This is a genomic window from Aestuarium sp. (assembly GCF_023253315.1).
In the GTDB taxonomy this organism is placed as follows: domain Bacteria; phylum Pseudomonadota; class Alphaproteobacteria; order Rhodobacterales; family Rhodobacteraceae; genus Marivivens; species Marivivens donghaensis.
Genome location: NZ_JALRGW010000003.1, coordinates 66,324 through 81,477, shown reverse-complemented (window position 1 = coordinate 81,477; position 15,154 = coordinate 66,324). Strand labels below are relative to the sequence as shown.

Below are 15,154 nucleotides of genomic sequence, written 5' to 3'. Positions count from 1 at the left end.
AACTGCATTGAAGCGAATGTGACACCGACGCCCCAATTGACCCCGCCCCATGTGCAGCCTATTCAGGCGCGGAACCGAAAAGAGGGCGACCATGGCCGATAAACCCCGTTCTTTCCAAGAGATCATCCTGAGGCTCCAGACCTACTGGGCTGAAAAGGGCTGCGCAGTTCTGCAACCCTACGACATGGAGGTTGGTGCTGGCACCTTCCACCCTGCGACGACATTGCGTTCGCTCGGTGATCGGGCGTGGGCTGCGGCCTATGTTCAGCCGTCCCGCCGTCCGACCGATGGTCGCTATGGTGAAAACCCGAACCGTCTGCAGCACTACTATCAGTATCAAGTGCTGATCAAACCGTCGCCGCCTGATCTTCAGGACCTTTACCTTGGTTCGCTTCAGGCGATCGGTATCGACCTTGGTCTGCATGACGTCCGCTTTGTTGAGGACGACTGGGAATCCCCGACCTTGGGTGCGTGGGGCCTTGGCTGGGAAGTTTGGTGCGATGGCATGGAAGTGTCGCAGTTCACCTATTTCCAGCAGGTTGGCGGTCACGACTGTAAACCTGTCTCGGGCGAATTGACCTACGGCCTCGAACGTCTGGCGATGTATGTCCTTGGCGTGGATCACGTGATGGATATGCCATTCAACGATCCAGACGCTCCGATTGCGCTGAAATATGGCGACATCTTCCGTCAGACCGAAGAAGAATATTCGCGCCATAACTTTGATGCGGCGGATACCGAAAAGCTCTTGCGTCACTTCATCGATGCAGAGGCTGAATGTCAGCGTATCCTCGACAACCCCGCGGTTGATCCGAAAACGGGCAAGCGCATCGTCATGGCGCACCCTGCATACGACCAGTGCATTAAGGCATCGCACCTGTTCAACTTGCTCGACGCACGTGGCGTGATTTCGGTCACCGAACGTCAGGCCTATATCGGCCGTGTTCGTGCCTTGGCAAAGCTGTGTGCGGACGCCTTCGTTCAGACAGAGGCCGGTGGGTATACCGCCGAGGCTGCCGAATGAATGCGGTAAAAGTGGCTCTTTCGGGGATTGTTGTGTCTGCGCTTCTGGCTGGTGCTGTTCTTTACTACAATCAGGTCTACGCTTTCTATGATCGCGTGGACGCTGCATCGTTTGGCGAGGTTGAACTGACCTCGATCCATACTGGCCAGCCAGAAGGTATCATGACCGAAGGGTTCGAGGCGATCGATAGCGATAGCTCTCCGATCCGTTTCCGCGCGTGTTTCTCGACACCGATCAGCATGGGGTCGCTGACCGACAATTATGAAATGTATGCAGACCCAGTGCCGCTGAACGGACCGAACTGGTTCGATTGCTACGACGCGAGCAACGTCGGCGCAGCTCTCGAAACTGGTGAAGCTGTGGCCTTTATGGGTCATGAAAATATCACCTACGGCGTTGATCGCGTGGTGGCCTTTACGGGCGACGGACATGGCTATGTCTGGCACCAGATCAACAAATGTGGCGAAGCCAAATTCAACGGCGATCCGCTGCCCGAAGGATGCCCGACACCCGTCGAAGGGACAAACTAATGCCAAATCTTCTGATCGAACTTTTCTCTGAAGAAATCCCCGCACGTATGCAGGCCAAAGCGGCTGACGATCTGCGCAAGATGGTCACCGATGGACTGGTCGAAGCCGGTTTGACCTATGCTGGCGCCGCTGCCTTTTCGACCCCGCGCCGTTTGACGTTGTCGATTGATGATCTTCTGGCGGAATCCAAACCTGTGCGCGAAGAGCGCAAGGGCCCAGCGACCACCGCACCAGAACAAGCCATCGAAGGGTTCCTGCGTTCGACAGGTCTGACGATTGATCAGTTGGAAGTGCGTGACCAGAAAAAGGGTCAGGCCTATTTCGCTGTGATTGAAAAGCCGGGCCGCAAAGCGGCGGAGGTGATCGCAGAGGTTCTCGAACAAACGATCCGCAATTTCCCATGGCCGAAGTCCATGCGCTGGGGCGCTGGCCCGCTGCGTTGGGTGCGTCCGCTGCATTCCATCGTTTGTATCCTATCTGATGCTGACGGCAACGAAGTCGTTCCTGTTGATATCGACGGCATCACCTCATCGAACACGACCAAAGGGCACCGTTTCATGGCGCCTGACGCCTTTACGGTCACTGGGTTTGATGACTACGAGGCGAAACTAAAACGCGCGAAGGTTATCCTGCGTGCGGACGAACGCGCCGATGCGATCTGGCAGGACGCCACCAACATGGCATTCGCTGCGGGTCTGGAAGTCGTCGATGACAAAGGCCTGTTGGCCGAAGTGTCGGGTCTGGTTGAATGGCCCGTCGTTCTGATGGGTTCGATTGACGACGCCTTCCTCGGTCTCCCGCCAGAGGTTCTGCAAACCTCGATGAAAGAGCACCAGAAGTTCTTCTCGGTTCGGAATCCGAAAACGGGACGTATCGAAAAGTTCATCACGGTCGCCAACATTGAGACCGCCGATCAAGGTGCGACGATCTTGAAGGGCAACCAGAAGGTTCTCTTTGCGCGTCTGTCCGATGCAAAGTTCTTCTGGGAAAACGACCTGCGCACGGTAGAGCGCGAAGGGCTCGAGGCGATGGGCGCTCCGCTCGCCAATGTGACCTTCCACAACAAGCTCGGTTCGCAGGCTGAACGCATCGCGCGCATCGCGGCACTGGCCAAAGAACTTGCACCTGTTGTTGGTGCGGATGCGGCAGAGGCAGAGCTGGCAGCGAAAGTCGCTAAATGTGACCTGTCATCGGAAATGGTCTATGAATTCCCTGAATTGCAGGGGATCATGGGTCGTTATTACGCGAAAAGTGCAAAGCTGTCCGATGCGGTAGCTGATGCTTGCCGCGACCACTACAGCCCGCTAGGCCCGTCTGACGACGTTCCGACCGAAGCCGTTTCCGTGGCTGTGGCGCTCGCTGATAAACTCGACACGTTGACTGGATTCTGGGCGATTGACGAGAAACCCACAGGTTCCAAAGACCCGTTCGCACTGCGTCGTGCAGCCCTCGGTGTGATCCGTTTGATCCTGTCGAATGGCCTGACCTTGAAACTGTCTGACGTCATCGCAAAGGCAAACGCTGGCGCGGATGCGGCAGACCTCCTGTCGTTCTTCCATGATCGTCTCAAAGTGTTCCTCCGCGACGAAGGCATCCGTCACGACGTGATCGACGCTTGTCTTGCGATGGACGGCAGCGATGACATCGCGCTGTTGGTCAAACGGGCACGAGCGCTGCAGGACATGATGGGCACCGAGGACGGCACCAACCTTCTGCAAGGTTACAAACGTGCGTCGAACATCCTGTCCCAAGCCGAAGACAAAGACGGCGTCGAATATTCGTTCGGTGCGGATGTGAAATTCGCCGAAGGCGATGCGGAAAAGGCGCTCTTTGCGGCGCTCGATACCGCAGAGGCCGCGATTGCACCTGCGATGAAGGCTGAGGACTTTGCCGCAGCTATGTCGGCGATGGCGTCCCTGCGTGCTCCGATCGATGGGTTCTTTGAAGCGGTTCAGGTGAACTCGGAGAACGAGATCATCCGTCGCAACCGACTGAACCTTCTGTCGCGTATTCGGACGATTTGTACCTCTGTGGCCGATCTTTCGCGCGTCGAAGGTTAATAAAACCGTCACGTTACCCTTGCTGCGAATCGCGCTTGCTCTAAAGTGCATCGCAGCAAGGAGTTCGCCGCAGTGCAGCAAGACCGTATTTACGACCCGATTACTCTAATCACCCCGACCGCTTCGATGTCGCCATCGGTGCATGGCGGACGGGCGAAATGTTTGCAGCGTTTGGTGCGCTTGGACATGCCTGTGCCGACGACGGTCGCGCTGTCGTTCGATGCGGTGCGCGATATTGCACGCGGTCAGATGCCCGACATGGAAGAGCTGATCGCGCCATTCGGTGATGCGCCTCTTCTGTCCGTCCGTCCGTCGAGCCAAGATCCCGATTGGGGCGGTCCTTCGGCCATTCTGAATATCGGGATGAACGACGAACGCCACGCTGCTCTGTGCGCCGAAATCGGCGAAGAAGCGGCGACCGCGATTTATCTGCGGTTCATTCAGTCCTACGCTGTGCAGGTGGCCCGCCTCGATCCAGAGCCGTTCTACCTGCCCGACACGCCGACACTGGAATCGGTGCGCGTGATGTTGGATGCGTTTGAATACGAAACCGATGAGGTTTTCCCCCAAGACCCCGTTCAGCAGTTGGGCGAAGTTCTGCGTTCGATGGCGCGGGCGTGGGATGGGACAACGGCACGCTTGTTGCGGCAGGCCAAAGGTGCGCCGATTGATGCGGGTCTTGGTCTCGTCGTTCAGCGGATCGCCTTGGGCGTGGGGCAGGGGACATCTGGGTCTGGCGTCATTCAATTCGTGGACGAAGTCACGGGCGAACGTCGGATCAAAGGGCGTTACCTAAGCCAAAGCCAAGGCCGCGAGGCCCTGTCTGCTGCGAAGGGCGCACTGTACCTCGTTCAAGACGGGCGCGGTCCATCCGTCGAAGAGGAACTGCCCGAGTTGTTCGCAGAGCTCGTCCGATTTGGCGAATTGGTTCGTGTTCGTCTGCGCGAGGAAATGCAGATCGAATTCACGATTGAAAACGGTAAGTTGCATATCCTTGACGGTGTTCGGGTTCAGCGATCCAACCGCGCGTCAGTGCGTATTGCCGTTGCGCTAGCCGAGGATGGGATTATCCCAACCGATGAAGCCGTGATGCGGGTTGATCCTGCGGTTCTGTCTGAATTGCTCCACCGTCAAGTCGCGCCGATGACCGAACGCGATCGGATCGTTCGCGGGATCGCAGCGAGCCCCGGTGCTGCGGTCGGGCGCATTGTGTTTTCGGCGAATGATGCGCAGGCCAGTGCCGCACGGAGCGAGCCTTGTATCCTCGTTCGTCGCGAGACAACGCCGGAGGATATTCGCGGGATGCATGCGGCCAATGCGGTTCTGACTGTCCGCGGCGGTATCACCAGCCACGCGGCTGTGATCGGACGCGGTCTTGGTCTGCCCTGTGTGGTTGGCGCCTCAGACCTCGTGATTGATAAAAAACGTCGCGTGATGATCGCACCTGACGGCCGCGAATTTGCCGAGGGTGAGGTAATCACCGTCGATGGTTCTTCCGGCGATGTTCTGGCAGGGACGGCGACGCTCGAAGAACCCGCGCTGGATAACGCGTTCCAAACATTGCTGAAATGGGCGGATGAATACCGTGACATTGGCGTGCGTGCGAACGCCGATACGCCTGCCGATGCGCAGACCGCACGAAACTTCCTGGCCCAAGGCATCGGGCTTTGCCGCACGGAGCATATGTTCTTTGAAGGGGACCGTTTGGGTGTGATGCGCGAGATGATCTTTGCGCATACTTCAGAGGATCGTCGCGCCGTGCTCGAGCGCCTATTGCCGATGCAACGTGGCGATTTCATCGAGTTGTTCGAGATTATGCAGGGCAAACCCGTATGTATCCGCCTGTTTGACCCGCCTTTGCACGAATTCTTGCCCGCCGACAAATCGGGCCATCGCGAATTGGCGGAACAGTTGTCCCTGCCTCTGTCCGAAGTAAATGCGCGGGTCGAAGCCCTGTCTGAATACAACCCCATGCTTGGCATGCGGGGCGTTCGGTTGGGTCTGACCTATCCCGAAATTTACGACATGCAGGCGCGTGCAATTTTTGAAGCGACCGTCGAGGCGAGCCGTTCCGGTGACCCCGTAGTCCCTGAAATCATGATTCCGCTCGTCAGCGCGATGCGCGAAGTTGAACTGGTCAAGAGCCGGATCGACGCCGTTGCGGGTCACGTGCGGGCCGAGACAGGCACCAATTTCACCTATCGCTATGGCGTCATGGTTGAAACGCCACGGGCGGCCTTGCGGGCGGAAGACATCGTTCAATACGCGGCCTTCTTGTCCTTCGGGACGAACGATTTGACCCAGATGACTTACGGTTTGTCCCGCGATGACGCTGGCCGTTTCATGTCATCCTACGTCAATGCGCATGTTTACGCCGAAGATCCATTCCATACTCTCGACATCGAAGGTGTCGGTGAGTTGCTCAAAATCGGGGCTGAACGGGGGCGTTTGGGTCGCCGCGATGTGGTGCTTTCGATCTGTGGTGAACATGGCGGAAGCCGCAGCGCGATCGACTTCTGTCGCCGCCAAGGCTTTGATTACGTGTCATGTTCGCCGTTCCGCGTTCCATCTGCGCGACTTTCTGCTGCACAATTGGCAATTTCTGACTCTCGCAGAAACAGTATGCGGTAGTCGAGTTCGACCATTGCGCGATATGTTGCTGGAACACTCATTCGTGTTTAAATTTGCACGAATGGGTGGGTAGACTCTGTTCTAATGTTTCTTGTAGTCCCCTCCGGCCAGCGTGGGGCAGACCGCGTGAAACCGGAGCAGAGTGATGAAGAAGTCACTCGTCACTATGACGATCCGCGCCGCAATGACTGCGGCGCTTCTTTTGTCGGGCAGCGCTTATGCGTCCGCACAGAACCTTTTGGCGAGCCGCCTGTCCTCTTTGCTGGGGCAAGAGCGTGAAGCCATCGCAGAGATTTCGTCGTCGAGCATGACTGCTCTGGCGACCCCGCCCGCGCCCGAAGTGCGGAACATCGCGACTGTCCCAGCTGGCCTGTACGAAACCGCGACCCTCGACGCTATGCCGAGCGCGTCCGGCGGTGCCCAGTGGGAATGTCTCGCCGAAGCCCTTTATTTCGAAGCCCGCGGTGAAAGCCTCAAAGGTCAGTTCGCTGTCGGCGAAGTGATCTTGAACCGTGTTGATAGCAGCGCTTACCCGAATTCGGTCTGCGGTGTTGTTAATCAGGGCACAGGCCGTTTGCACGCCTGCCAGTTTTCCTACACCTGCGATGGTCGCGCCGAAGCGATCAACGAACGAGGTGCATGGGAAGAGGTTGGTAAGGTCGCCCGCCTGTTGCTGGACGGTGCGCCGCGTGACCTGACCGCAGGTGCAACCCACTATCACACACGTAACGTGAACCCGACATGGGCCCGCCGTTTCCCGCAGACGGCAGCGATTGACTCGCATCTTTTCTATCGTCAGCCGACCCGCACGGCGTCGAACTAGTCGCGTTTCGGAACCAAAGGGGCGTGCGTGATCGCTTGTCCCTTTGGTGTCGGCCTAGTATGCCGACACTCGAACGACCGAAAGTGCGACAATGACCGACGATATCCGCATGGCTTTTGCCCATCCCTCGGAACGAGCCGAAGCCAGCGCAACCCAACCCTGTGACCGTATTTCCCTGAGCGACTATGTTGTTGAGGTTGAAATCGGCGCGTTTCAGCAGGAACGCGGGCATCTTCAGCGGGTGCGTTTCAACGTCGTGGTCGAAGTCGCGCCGCAGACGGGTGAAATCGACGACGATGTGGATCGGATTTTGTCCTATGACACGATTACGGAATCCATAGATGTCGAATTGGGTGCCGAGCGTATCAACCTTTTGGAAACTTTGGCCGCACGGGTGGCCGAACGCATCTTGCGTGAACCGCAAGCCCTGCGCGTCTTTGTTCGCATTGAAAAGCTAGATCGCGGTCCGTTCTCCCTTGGCGTCGAAATCGTTCGTGCCAAAGGTGAGGTTGCTCGCAAAGGGCAAGACCACGTTCAGGTACCGCATCCTCGGGTTCTGTATCTGTCGAACGAGGCCATCGTTTCCGACCGTCTCAAAGGCTGGATTGATGAGCTATCGGCAGAGAAGGCGCCGCTTATCATTGCTGTTGGTGCAGCCGATACAACGGCTCCACAATCTGCTGCCGCATTGGCGCAGCGTCGGATTGATCTCTTGGCCATTGAGCAGAACGCATGGGTTTTGGCGGGCCGCGATAAGCGTTGCATGGTGGTCGGGACGCGGACCGAATTGGATTGGGCGATGAAACATTCGCAGATTTGCGTTTGGGCGCCGTCGAAAATCGTCCTCGATGCAGTAGAAAGCCCCTCAGCCAGCCCGCGTGAGGCCTTGGCGCTGGTGTCGTGGTTCGCTGAACACATGCAAGCCGCAGAGCTTTTGGTAATCGGTGCTGATGCGCCATCGGCCTCTATCCCCGTTCGAACGGCGGATGTTACGGCGGAGCATCTGATATGACCCATTATTACCGCGCCATCCCGATGACTGATCCTGCGCGGCCAGCGGGCGCGCTGCCAATCGCGGGGGGCTGGTGCTGGTTTGATCGGGTTGAGGTTCTGTCACGCGGCAAAGCTGCCGAGATTATCCCCGTGACCGAAGCTCCGCAGAGCGTTCTGCATGCAATTGCCTCGCCCCGTGGGGATATCGCGGGGCTGTCGATGGCCGAGCCGCAGGTGATGGGCATCCTGAACGTCACCCCAGATAGTTTTTCAGACGGTGGACGATATATCGACCCTGAAAACGCGCTGTCCCAAGCGCAAACCATGATCCGCGAAGGTGCGACGATTATTGACGTTGGGGGGGAAAGCACTCGCCCCGGTGCGGCTGTCGTTCCTGTCGAAGAAGAGACCGCACGTGTCGCGCAAGTTGTTGAGGCGCTGGCGAATGGCGGAGTTTGCGTTTCGATTGATACGCGAAAGGCAGCCGTCGCTGCAAAGACTGCTGAACTGGGGGCCAAGATCCTCAATGATGTGTCAGCAATGTCCTATGATCCAGCGATGGCCGAGGTTGCTGCCGCTACTGGTTTGCCGATCTGCTTGATGCATGCGCAGGGCACGCCCGAAACCATGCAGGCTGACCCGCGTTATGATGACGTAGTGCTCGATGTTTACGACTATCTGGCGGAACGGATTGAGGTGGCCATCGCCGCTGGGGTCAAGCGATCACAGATTATTGTTGATCCGGGTATCGGCTTTGGCAAAACACAACAGCATAACCTTGCGCTTTTGCGGCGCTTGTCGATCTTTCACACGCTTGGCTGTCCGATCCTCCTCGGAGCGAGCCGCAAACGTTTCATTGGTGAAATATCCGGTGCGCAGGATGCTGCCGAAAGGATGGCTGGATCGGTCTCTGTCGCGCTCGATGGTATTCGCCAAGGGGTGCAGATCGTGCGTGTCCATGATACTTTGCATACCAGACAGGCCATTAGCCTGCAGACTGCATTGTTTGGGACACTTTAATGACTCGTAAATTATTTGGTACGGATGGGGTGCGTGGGACCGCAAACCAATATCCGATGACCGCTGATATGGCCCTGAAAATTGGGGCCGCAGCTGGACGTTTTTTCCGCAACGACGGATCGAACGGCCATCGTGTGGTTATTGGTAAGGATACCCGTCTGTCGGGCTATATGTTCGAAAACGCCCTGACCGCTGGTCTGACCTCAACTGGTATGAACGTTCTACTGCTCGGTCCTGTGCCGACGCCTGCGGTTGGGATGCTCACCACGACGATGCGTGCCGATATGGGGATTATGATTTCCGCCAGCCACAACCCGCACCATGACAACGGCATCAAGTTCTTTGGCCCTGACGGGTTCAAGCTGTCGGACGAAGCTGAGGCCGAGATCGAAGCAATGGTGTTCGCGGATATCCAGCTCGCTCAGTCGATCAATATCGGTCGTGCAAAGCGTATCGACGACGGTCGTTTCCGTTACGCTGAACGGGTCAAGGCGACCTTCCCTCAGGGGCAGAACCTCAAGGGTTTGAAGGTCGTGATCGACTGCGCGAACGGGGCAGCGCATAAAGTTGCGCCTGAGGTTCTTTGGGAACTTGGCGCAGAGGTTATCCCCGTTGGCGTTGCGCCGAACGGCTACAACATCAATGAAAACTGTGGCTCGACCAGCCCACGCACTGCGGCTGAGACAATCGTGAGCCATGGCGCTGACGTTGGTATCTGCCTTGATGGCGATGCGGACCGCATCATGATCCTCGATGAAAAGGGCAATGTTGCAGACGGCGACCAGTTGATGGCGCTGATGGCGGGACGTTGGGCGGACGAGGGCCGTCTGTCGGGCGGTGCCTTGGTTGCGACGGTTATGTCGAACCTTGGCCTAGAGCGTTACCTCGACGGTCGCGGTTTGCGGCTAGAACGCACCAATGTCGGTGACCGCTATGTCGTCGAACGGATGCGGGCAGGGGGCTATAACCTCGGTGGTGAACAGTCTGGCCACATCGTGATGACGGATTTTGCGACGACTGGGGATGGCCTCTTGGCTGGTCTGCAGTTCCTCGCCGCTATGATCGCGACAGGAAAGAAAGCCAGCGAACTGACGAAGTCGTTTGAGACGGTCCCGCAGATGCTCAAAAACGTGCGCTATTCGGCGGGCAGTGATCCGCTCTCTGCAGAGAGCGTGAAGCAGGCGATTGCTGATGCAGAGGGCCTGTTAGTCGGCAAAGGGCGTCTCTTGATCCGTAAATCGGGGACTGAACCGCTCGTGCGTGTTATGGCCGAATGCGAAGATGCGGCGCTGCTAGAGCAGGTCGTTGACGGGATCGTGGCCGAGGTTCAAACCGCAGCCTGACCGCTAGGACACCAGACATGAAAAAAGCGCCCCGTTTGGGGCGCTTTTGCATTTGGGGTGGCGGGTTTTCCCGCCACGCGGCCAAATTAGTTTTTCGCTTTGTCGACCATTTTGCCTTTGGAGATCCAAGGCATCATTTCGCGAAGTTTAGCACCAGTTGCTTCGATCAGGTGCTCGTCGTTTGCACGACGCGACGCTTTGAGGGTCGGCTGACCAACAGCGTTTTCCAGCATGAAGTCGCGAACGAATTTGCCCTGCTGAATGTCTGCCAGAACTTCTTTCATCGCAGCTTTGGTCTGCTCGTACGGCAGGATGCGCGGGCCGGTGACGTACTGGCCGTATTCTGCAGTGTTCGAGATCGAGTAGTCCATGTTAGCGATGCCGCCTTCATAGATCAGGTCAACAATCAGTTTCACTTCGTGCAGACATTCGAAGTACGCCATTTCCGGTGCGTAGCCAGCCTCAACGAGGGTTTCAAAGCCACAACGGATCAGTTCAACGAGACCACCGCAGAGAACGGCCTGTTCGCCGAAGAGGTCGGTTTCGCACTCTTCACGGAAGTTGGTTTCGATGATGCCCGAACGACCGCCGCCGATAGCGGAGCAGTAGGACAGACCGATTTCGAGAGCTTTGCCAGTTGCGTTCTGGTGAACAGCTACGAGGCAAGGAACGCCGCCGCCTTTGAGGTATTCGCCGCGAACGGTGTGACCTGGGCCTTTCGGCGCCATCATGATCACGTCAACGCCAGCTTTCGGCTCGATCAGGCCAAAGTGTACGTTCAGGCCGTGAGCGAATGCGATCGCTGCGCCTTCACGAAGGTTGTCGTGAACGTATTTCTTGTAGGTCTCTGCCTGATGTTCGTCGGGCATGGTGAACATGATGACGTCGCACCATGCTGCAGCTTCAGCGATGTCCATCACTTTGAGGCCTTCACCTTCGGCTTTTTTAGCCGATGCTGAACCCGGACGCAGAGCAACAACAACGTTTTTCGCGCCAGAGTCACGCAGGTTCAGTGCGTGTGCGTGGCCTTGGGAGCCGTAGCCGAGGATAGCAACTTTAGCTTCTTTGATCAGGTTCACATCGCAATCGCGATCGTAATAAACGCGCATTTTGGCGCTCCTTGTGTATCGGGTTTCGATTGGGGCGCAGATTAGGTTTGGATTACGGAAAATGCGATAGCGGAAGCGATGAAATTTGCAGATTTTTCGCGATAGTTATTCGTCAAGTAATCTGATAATGTAAATTTCATGCTTGATGACCTTGATCGCCGTATTCTTCGGCTACTTCAATCTGATCCTACGATGCCTTTGCCCGATCTGGCAGAGGCCTGCGGGTTGACGACTGGCCGCGCGACACGCCGATTGGATAAACTGCGCGAATTGGGTGTCCTCAAGGGGCAGGAGGCCGTGATCGACTGGCGCGCGCTAGGGTTCGACGTAGCGGTTTCGCTACGCTGCACGCTGTATAAGACCCAAGGTCGCGCATTTGACGATTTCCTTGAGGCCGCACGTCAGGTGCCCGAAGTGATTGAAATCCAAACCTTCCTCGGGCGTGTGGATGTGCGATTGCATATCGTGGCGCGGGACCTCGCGCATTGGCAGTCCATCTATCGTGATCGCGTTCTCGAACTGCCTCACATTGCTGAAATTGAGTCATTGCTCACCGTGGCGACCGTCAAACGGGAGGAGTCTCTTCCGCTATGATCGAGCTGGATGACATCGACCGCAAAATCCTACGTGCGCTACAGCAGGACGCGACCCAATCGGCAAGCCAGTTGGGACGCCGGTTCGATCTGTCGCAACCTGCAACATGGCGGCGGATTAAACGGTTGGAAGAGGCGGGTGCCATCGCGGGGCGGCGTTTGGTGCTGGACCGTGAAAAGCTCGGCTTTGGGGTGACGGTTTTTCTGGGCGTTAAACTGGTCGCCAAAGGACGGGTGAGCCTAGAGGACTTCGAACGCGCTGTGTCCGCCATTCGTGAAGTGCAAACGGTGGAGCACGTATTGGGGCTCTATGACTACCGCCTTCGTGTCGTCGCGACCGACCTCTCGGATTTTGAACGCGTCCTGCGCCGACGGATCATGACCCTCCCTGGGGTTGGGAACGTTGAGGCGAACGTGCTTTTGACTGAGGAGCGCCGCCCCGGCCCTCTGTGACAAAGGTGTTATGCGCTTTGCTGGGTAAAATCGGTTAACACCTCCTCAACAGAGGGAGATGCCGATGAAATACGCTATTTTTGCACTGATGATCACTGTTGCAGGCCCAGTAGTCGCGCAATCGATGCATGGTCACCCAGTTGATAGCAACGGCATGCCCATGCACGACATGACCAATATGCCCGGATTGCAGGGGACAAACGCGCAGCCGCATGAAAGCGCTGAACTGGCGGTGATGTTCAACAATTTCTCGACCCTCTCACGCACGGTAGAGAACCTCCCGAACGGTATTCGCACTGTTACGACGAGCTCTGATCCTGCGGTGATGGATGCGTTAACCAGCCACGTCGTCGGCATGATCGGGCGGGTTGAGGCGAAAGACAGCCCCGACATTTTCATCCAAAGCCCAACCTTGGACATCTTTTTCGAACGCGGTGACCAGATTGTGACGACGATTGATGTAACGGATGAAGGTGTCGTTGTGACTCAAACCTCAGACGATCCAGAATTGGTCGAAGCGATGCATGTCCATGCGGCCGAAGTGTCTGCCATGGCAGAGCGCGGGATGATGGCTGTCCATGAAATGATGATGCAGCGGCATCATTAATATCAGCGCGCGCCGAGGCCCATTTCCATCAGGGCCTTTCGCACGGGTGCCACGGAATAGAGCGCTTCAATGCCTTTGGCACGCAGGTCGCGGATGCTCTGGGCACCGGCGATTGACGCGCGGTTCAGGGCATCGACGCCTTTGACCCGCAGGACGACTTCACCGTGACGGCGGCGTTCGTAGGTGGCCAACATCTGCGCATCACCCAAGCATTCGGGCCGTTCTTTGGCGAGGTCGAGAAGGCAGATCATATCGCCGAGGCTCATGTTCAGCCCCTGTGCGCCAATCGGAGGCACGACGTGCGCGGCTTCCGCCACCAAGGCACAACGCTGCGCGGTCATGCGGTCGGCAACTTGGCTGATGATCGGCCACGCCTGACGTTTGCCGACGACTTGCAAGGGGCCGTAGATGCCCGCGGACCGTTCGGTTGCCGCCTTGTTAAATTCATCTTCGGGGAGGTCGCGCAAACGCAACACCTCAGCACCGTTTTCCATCCAGACCACAGCAGAGCAAGGTTTGCCGTCTTGATCAGGCAATGGGACCAGCGTGAAAGGGCCGCCAGATCGGTGGACTTCGGTAGATACGTTGTAGTGCGGGGCTTCGTGGGTTACGGCAAAGACCACGGCCTTTTGTCCGTACCGCGTGGTCTTGGCGTCAATACCAGCGGCCTGACGAACGGCAGAGTTGCGACCATCCGCCCCGATCACCAACTTGCACCGCACTTGGGTGCCATCGGTCAGCATGACGAGCGCTTCAGCTTCGCGGGTGGTCATGGACTTGAACCCGACGCCAGCGCGGAAATCGACCGTATCCAATTCAGCCAAACGGGCCACCATTTCACGGCGAAGGAGCCAGTTCGGCAGGTTCCAGCCAAACGGCAGGTCAGAAATGTCCGAGGCGTTGAAATCTTTGATGACGCGCGGTTCGGGATCAACCCCACCCGCATCAACGATCCGCATCACCTGAAGGGGCGCCGCGTGGGCGTCCAGCTTGTCCCAAATCCCCGCATCGGCGAGGAAATTCCGCGACCCTTGGAAAAACGCGGTCGTGCGGTGATCAGAGTCTGCGCTGGTATTATCCGTCACGGGCGGCGCGGGATCCACGCAAACAACCGAAAACCCAGCTGCCCCAAAGGCCGCCGCACAAGACAGGCCGGCAACGCCGCCACCTGCGATCACAATATCCGCAGAAATCCGTTCCATATGGATAGACATAGGCCTGTCTAAGGGCAGGGAAAAGGTCTGTTAGATCACCTGCGACAGAAAAGCCGCGAGATCATCGGTGTGGTGGTGAATATGCGGGGCGGGCAAGGGATCAGGGCCTACGTGAACGGTGCGCATACCCAATGCATGAGGCACCGCGAGGTTACGAACATCGTCCTCGAACATCGCGCCGAATTCGGGCGCTAGATTGTCGAGAGCAAAGATAGCCTCAAAGGCTGCCTGTTCAGGTTTGGGGCGATAGCCCGCGTGTTCAACGCCGTAAACAGCATCAAACAGCCCCATCAGTCCTCGTGCCTCTAACACCTTGAGTGCATAGGGACGCGCCCCGTTGGTGTAGACGACCTTTCGTCCAGGGAGCGCGTCAATCCGCGCAGCTAGGGCTGGATCGGGCGAAAGCACTGAAAAATCTATGTCATGGACCGCATCGAGGTAAGGATCTGGGTCAATCGAATGTTCGGTCATCAATCCCGCTAGCGTGGTCCCGTATCGTTTCCAATAGGTGTCGCGCAGGTGGTCGGCGACCTCCGGCGTGACGTTCAACGCCTTCGCCACATAGTCGGTCATTTTGACTTCAATCTGGTCGAAAAGCCGAGCCGAGGGCGGGTACAGCGTGTTGTCCAAATCAAAGACCCACGCGCGGACATGTTTGAAAGATGCAGCAACCATGACGACACAGGTAAAGCGACGCATTGACGCCTGCAACGGCTTTGGCTTGATTGCGGGGCGAAATGATGACTAGGCTCTA

General features: G+C 57.4%; 14 protein-coding genes. 11 read left to right on the top strand and 3 right to left on the bottom strand.

What is annotated here, in order from left to right; genetic code table 11:
- Nucleotides 1-91 precede the first annotated feature (91 nt).
- From AC1QQ2_RS03265 to glmM, 8 genes are all read left to right on the top strand, one after another.
- On the top strand, nucleotides 92-1,024 hold the full coding sequence (locus AC1QQ2_RS03265; protein ID WP_249945298.1) for a glycine--tRNA ligase subunit alpha: 933 nt from the start codon (nucleotides 92-94) through the stop codon (nucleotides 1,022-1,024).
- Nucleotides 1,025-1,056: 32 nt separating this feature from the next.
- The gene (locus tag AC1QQ2_RS03260) at nucleotides 1,057-1,554 is read left to right on the top strand and encodes a DUF6446 family protein (RefSeq protein WP_479712058.1); all 498 of its coding nucleotides are present in this window, start codon (nucleotides 1,057-1,059) and stop codon (nucleotides 1,552-1,554) included.
- Nucleotides 1,554-3,614 (top strand): glycine--tRNA ligase subunit beta, encoded by a 2,061-nt coding sequence (gene glyS / locus AC1QQ2_RS03255; protein ID WP_479712057.1) that lies wholly within the window; start codon nucleotides 1,554-1,556, stop codon nucleotides 3,612-3,614. Before AC1QQ2_RS03260 ends, glyS begins: the two co-directional genes overlap by 1 nt.
- A gap of 126 nt (nucleotides 3,615-3,740) precedes the next feature.
- Nucleotides 3,741-6,245, top strand: coding sequence for a putative PEP-binding protein (locus AC1QQ2_RS03250; protein ID WP_105236296.1), 2,505 nt, complete (start codon nucleotides 3,741-3,743; stop codon nucleotides 6,243-6,245).
- 145 nt (nucleotides 6,246-6,390) lie between these two features.
- Nucleotides 6,391-7,068 carry a cell wall hydrolase gene (locus AC1QQ2_RS03245; protein ID WP_245918116.1) on the top strand — a complete coding sequence of 226 codons (678 nt, stop codon included), beginning with the start codon at nucleotides 6,391-6,393 and terminating at the stop codon, nucleotides 7,066-7,068.
- A 91-nt stretch (nucleotides 7,069-7,159) separates the two neighbouring features.
- Complete coding sequence (locus tag AC1QQ2_RS03240; RefSeq protein WP_479712056.1) at nucleotides 7,160-8,080, top strand: dihydroneopterin aldolase; 921 nt, start codon at nucleotides 7,160-7,162, stop codon at nucleotides 8,078-8,080.
- Nucleotides 8,077-9,081, top strand: a complete 1,005-nt coding sequence (folP, locus tag AC1QQ2_RS03235) for a dihydropteroate synthase (protein WP_479712055.1) — start codon at nucleotides 8,077-8,079, stop codon at nucleotides 9,079-9,081. Before AC1QQ2_RS03240 ends, folP begins: the two co-directional genes overlap by 4 nt.
- Nucleotides 9,081-10,424 carry a phosphoglucosamine mutase gene (gene glmM / locus AC1QQ2_RS03230; RefSeq protein ID WP_479712054.1) on the top strand — a complete coding sequence of 448 codons (1,344 nt, stop codon included), beginning with the start codon at nucleotides 9,081-9,083 and terminating at the stop codon, nucleotides 10,422-10,424. Before folP ends, glmM begins: the two co-directional genes overlap by 1 nt.
- A gap of 86 nt (nucleotides 10,425-10,510) precedes the next feature.
- Here glmM and ilvC read toward each other — a convergent pair whose 3' ends face one another.
- The gene (gene ilvC / locus AC1QQ2_RS03225; RefSeq protein ID WP_067551008.1) at nucleotides 10,511-11,533 is read right to left on the bottom strand and encodes a ketol-acid reductoisomerase; all 1,023 of its coding nucleotides are present in this window, start codon (nucleotides 11,531-11,533) and stop codon (nucleotides 10,511-10,513) included.
- 138 nt (nucleotides 11,534-11,671) lie between these two features.
- Here ilvC and AC1QQ2_RS03220 point away from each other — a divergent pair, with 138 nt between their 5' ends.
- The 3 genes from AC1QQ2_RS03220 (at nucleotide 11,672) to AC1QQ2_RS03210 (ending at nucleotide 13,186) form a co-directional block, all read left to right on the top strand.
- Nucleotides 11,672-12,127, top strand: a complete 456-nt coding sequence (locus tag AC1QQ2_RS03220) for an Lrp/AsnC family transcriptional regulator (RefSeq protein WP_479712053.1) — start codon at nucleotides 11,672-11,674, stop codon at nucleotides 12,125-12,127.
- A complete protein-coding gene (locus tag AC1QQ2_RS03215) occupies nucleotides 12,124-12,579 on the top strand; it encodes an Lrp/AsnC family transcriptional regulator (RefSeq protein WP_249945304.1) in 456 nt (151 codons plus the stop codon). The genes AC1QQ2_RS03220 and AC1QQ2_RS03215 overlap by 4 nt, the downstream gene beginning before the upstream one ends.
- A gap of 64 nt (nucleotides 12,580-12,643) precedes the next feature.
- A complete protein-coding gene (locus AC1QQ2_RS03210; protein WP_479712052.1) occupies nucleotides 12,644-13,186 on the top strand; it encodes a hypothetical protein in 543 nt (180 codons plus the stop codon).
- A gap of 2 nt (nucleotides 13,187-13,188) precedes the next feature.
- Here AC1QQ2_RS03210 and AC1QQ2_RS03205 read toward each other — a convergent pair whose 3' ends face one another.
- Together AC1QQ2_RS03205 and AC1QQ2_RS03200 are read right to left on the bottom strand one after the other, a co-directional pair.
- Nucleotides 13,189-14,400, bottom strand: coding sequence for a UbiH/UbiF family hydroxylase (locus tag AC1QQ2_RS03205; RefSeq protein WP_479712051.1), 1,212 nt, complete (start codon nucleotides 14,398-14,400; stop codon nucleotides 13,189-13,191).
- Nucleotides 14,401-14,430: 30 nt separating this feature from the next.
- Complete coding sequence (locus AC1QQ2_RS03200; RefSeq protein ID WP_479712120.1) at nucleotides 14,431-15,075, bottom strand: pyrimidine 5'-nucleotidase; 645 nt, start codon at nucleotides 15,073-15,075, stop codon at nucleotides 14,431-14,433.
- Between the last annotated feature and the right edge of the window lie 79 nt (nucleotides 15,076-15,154).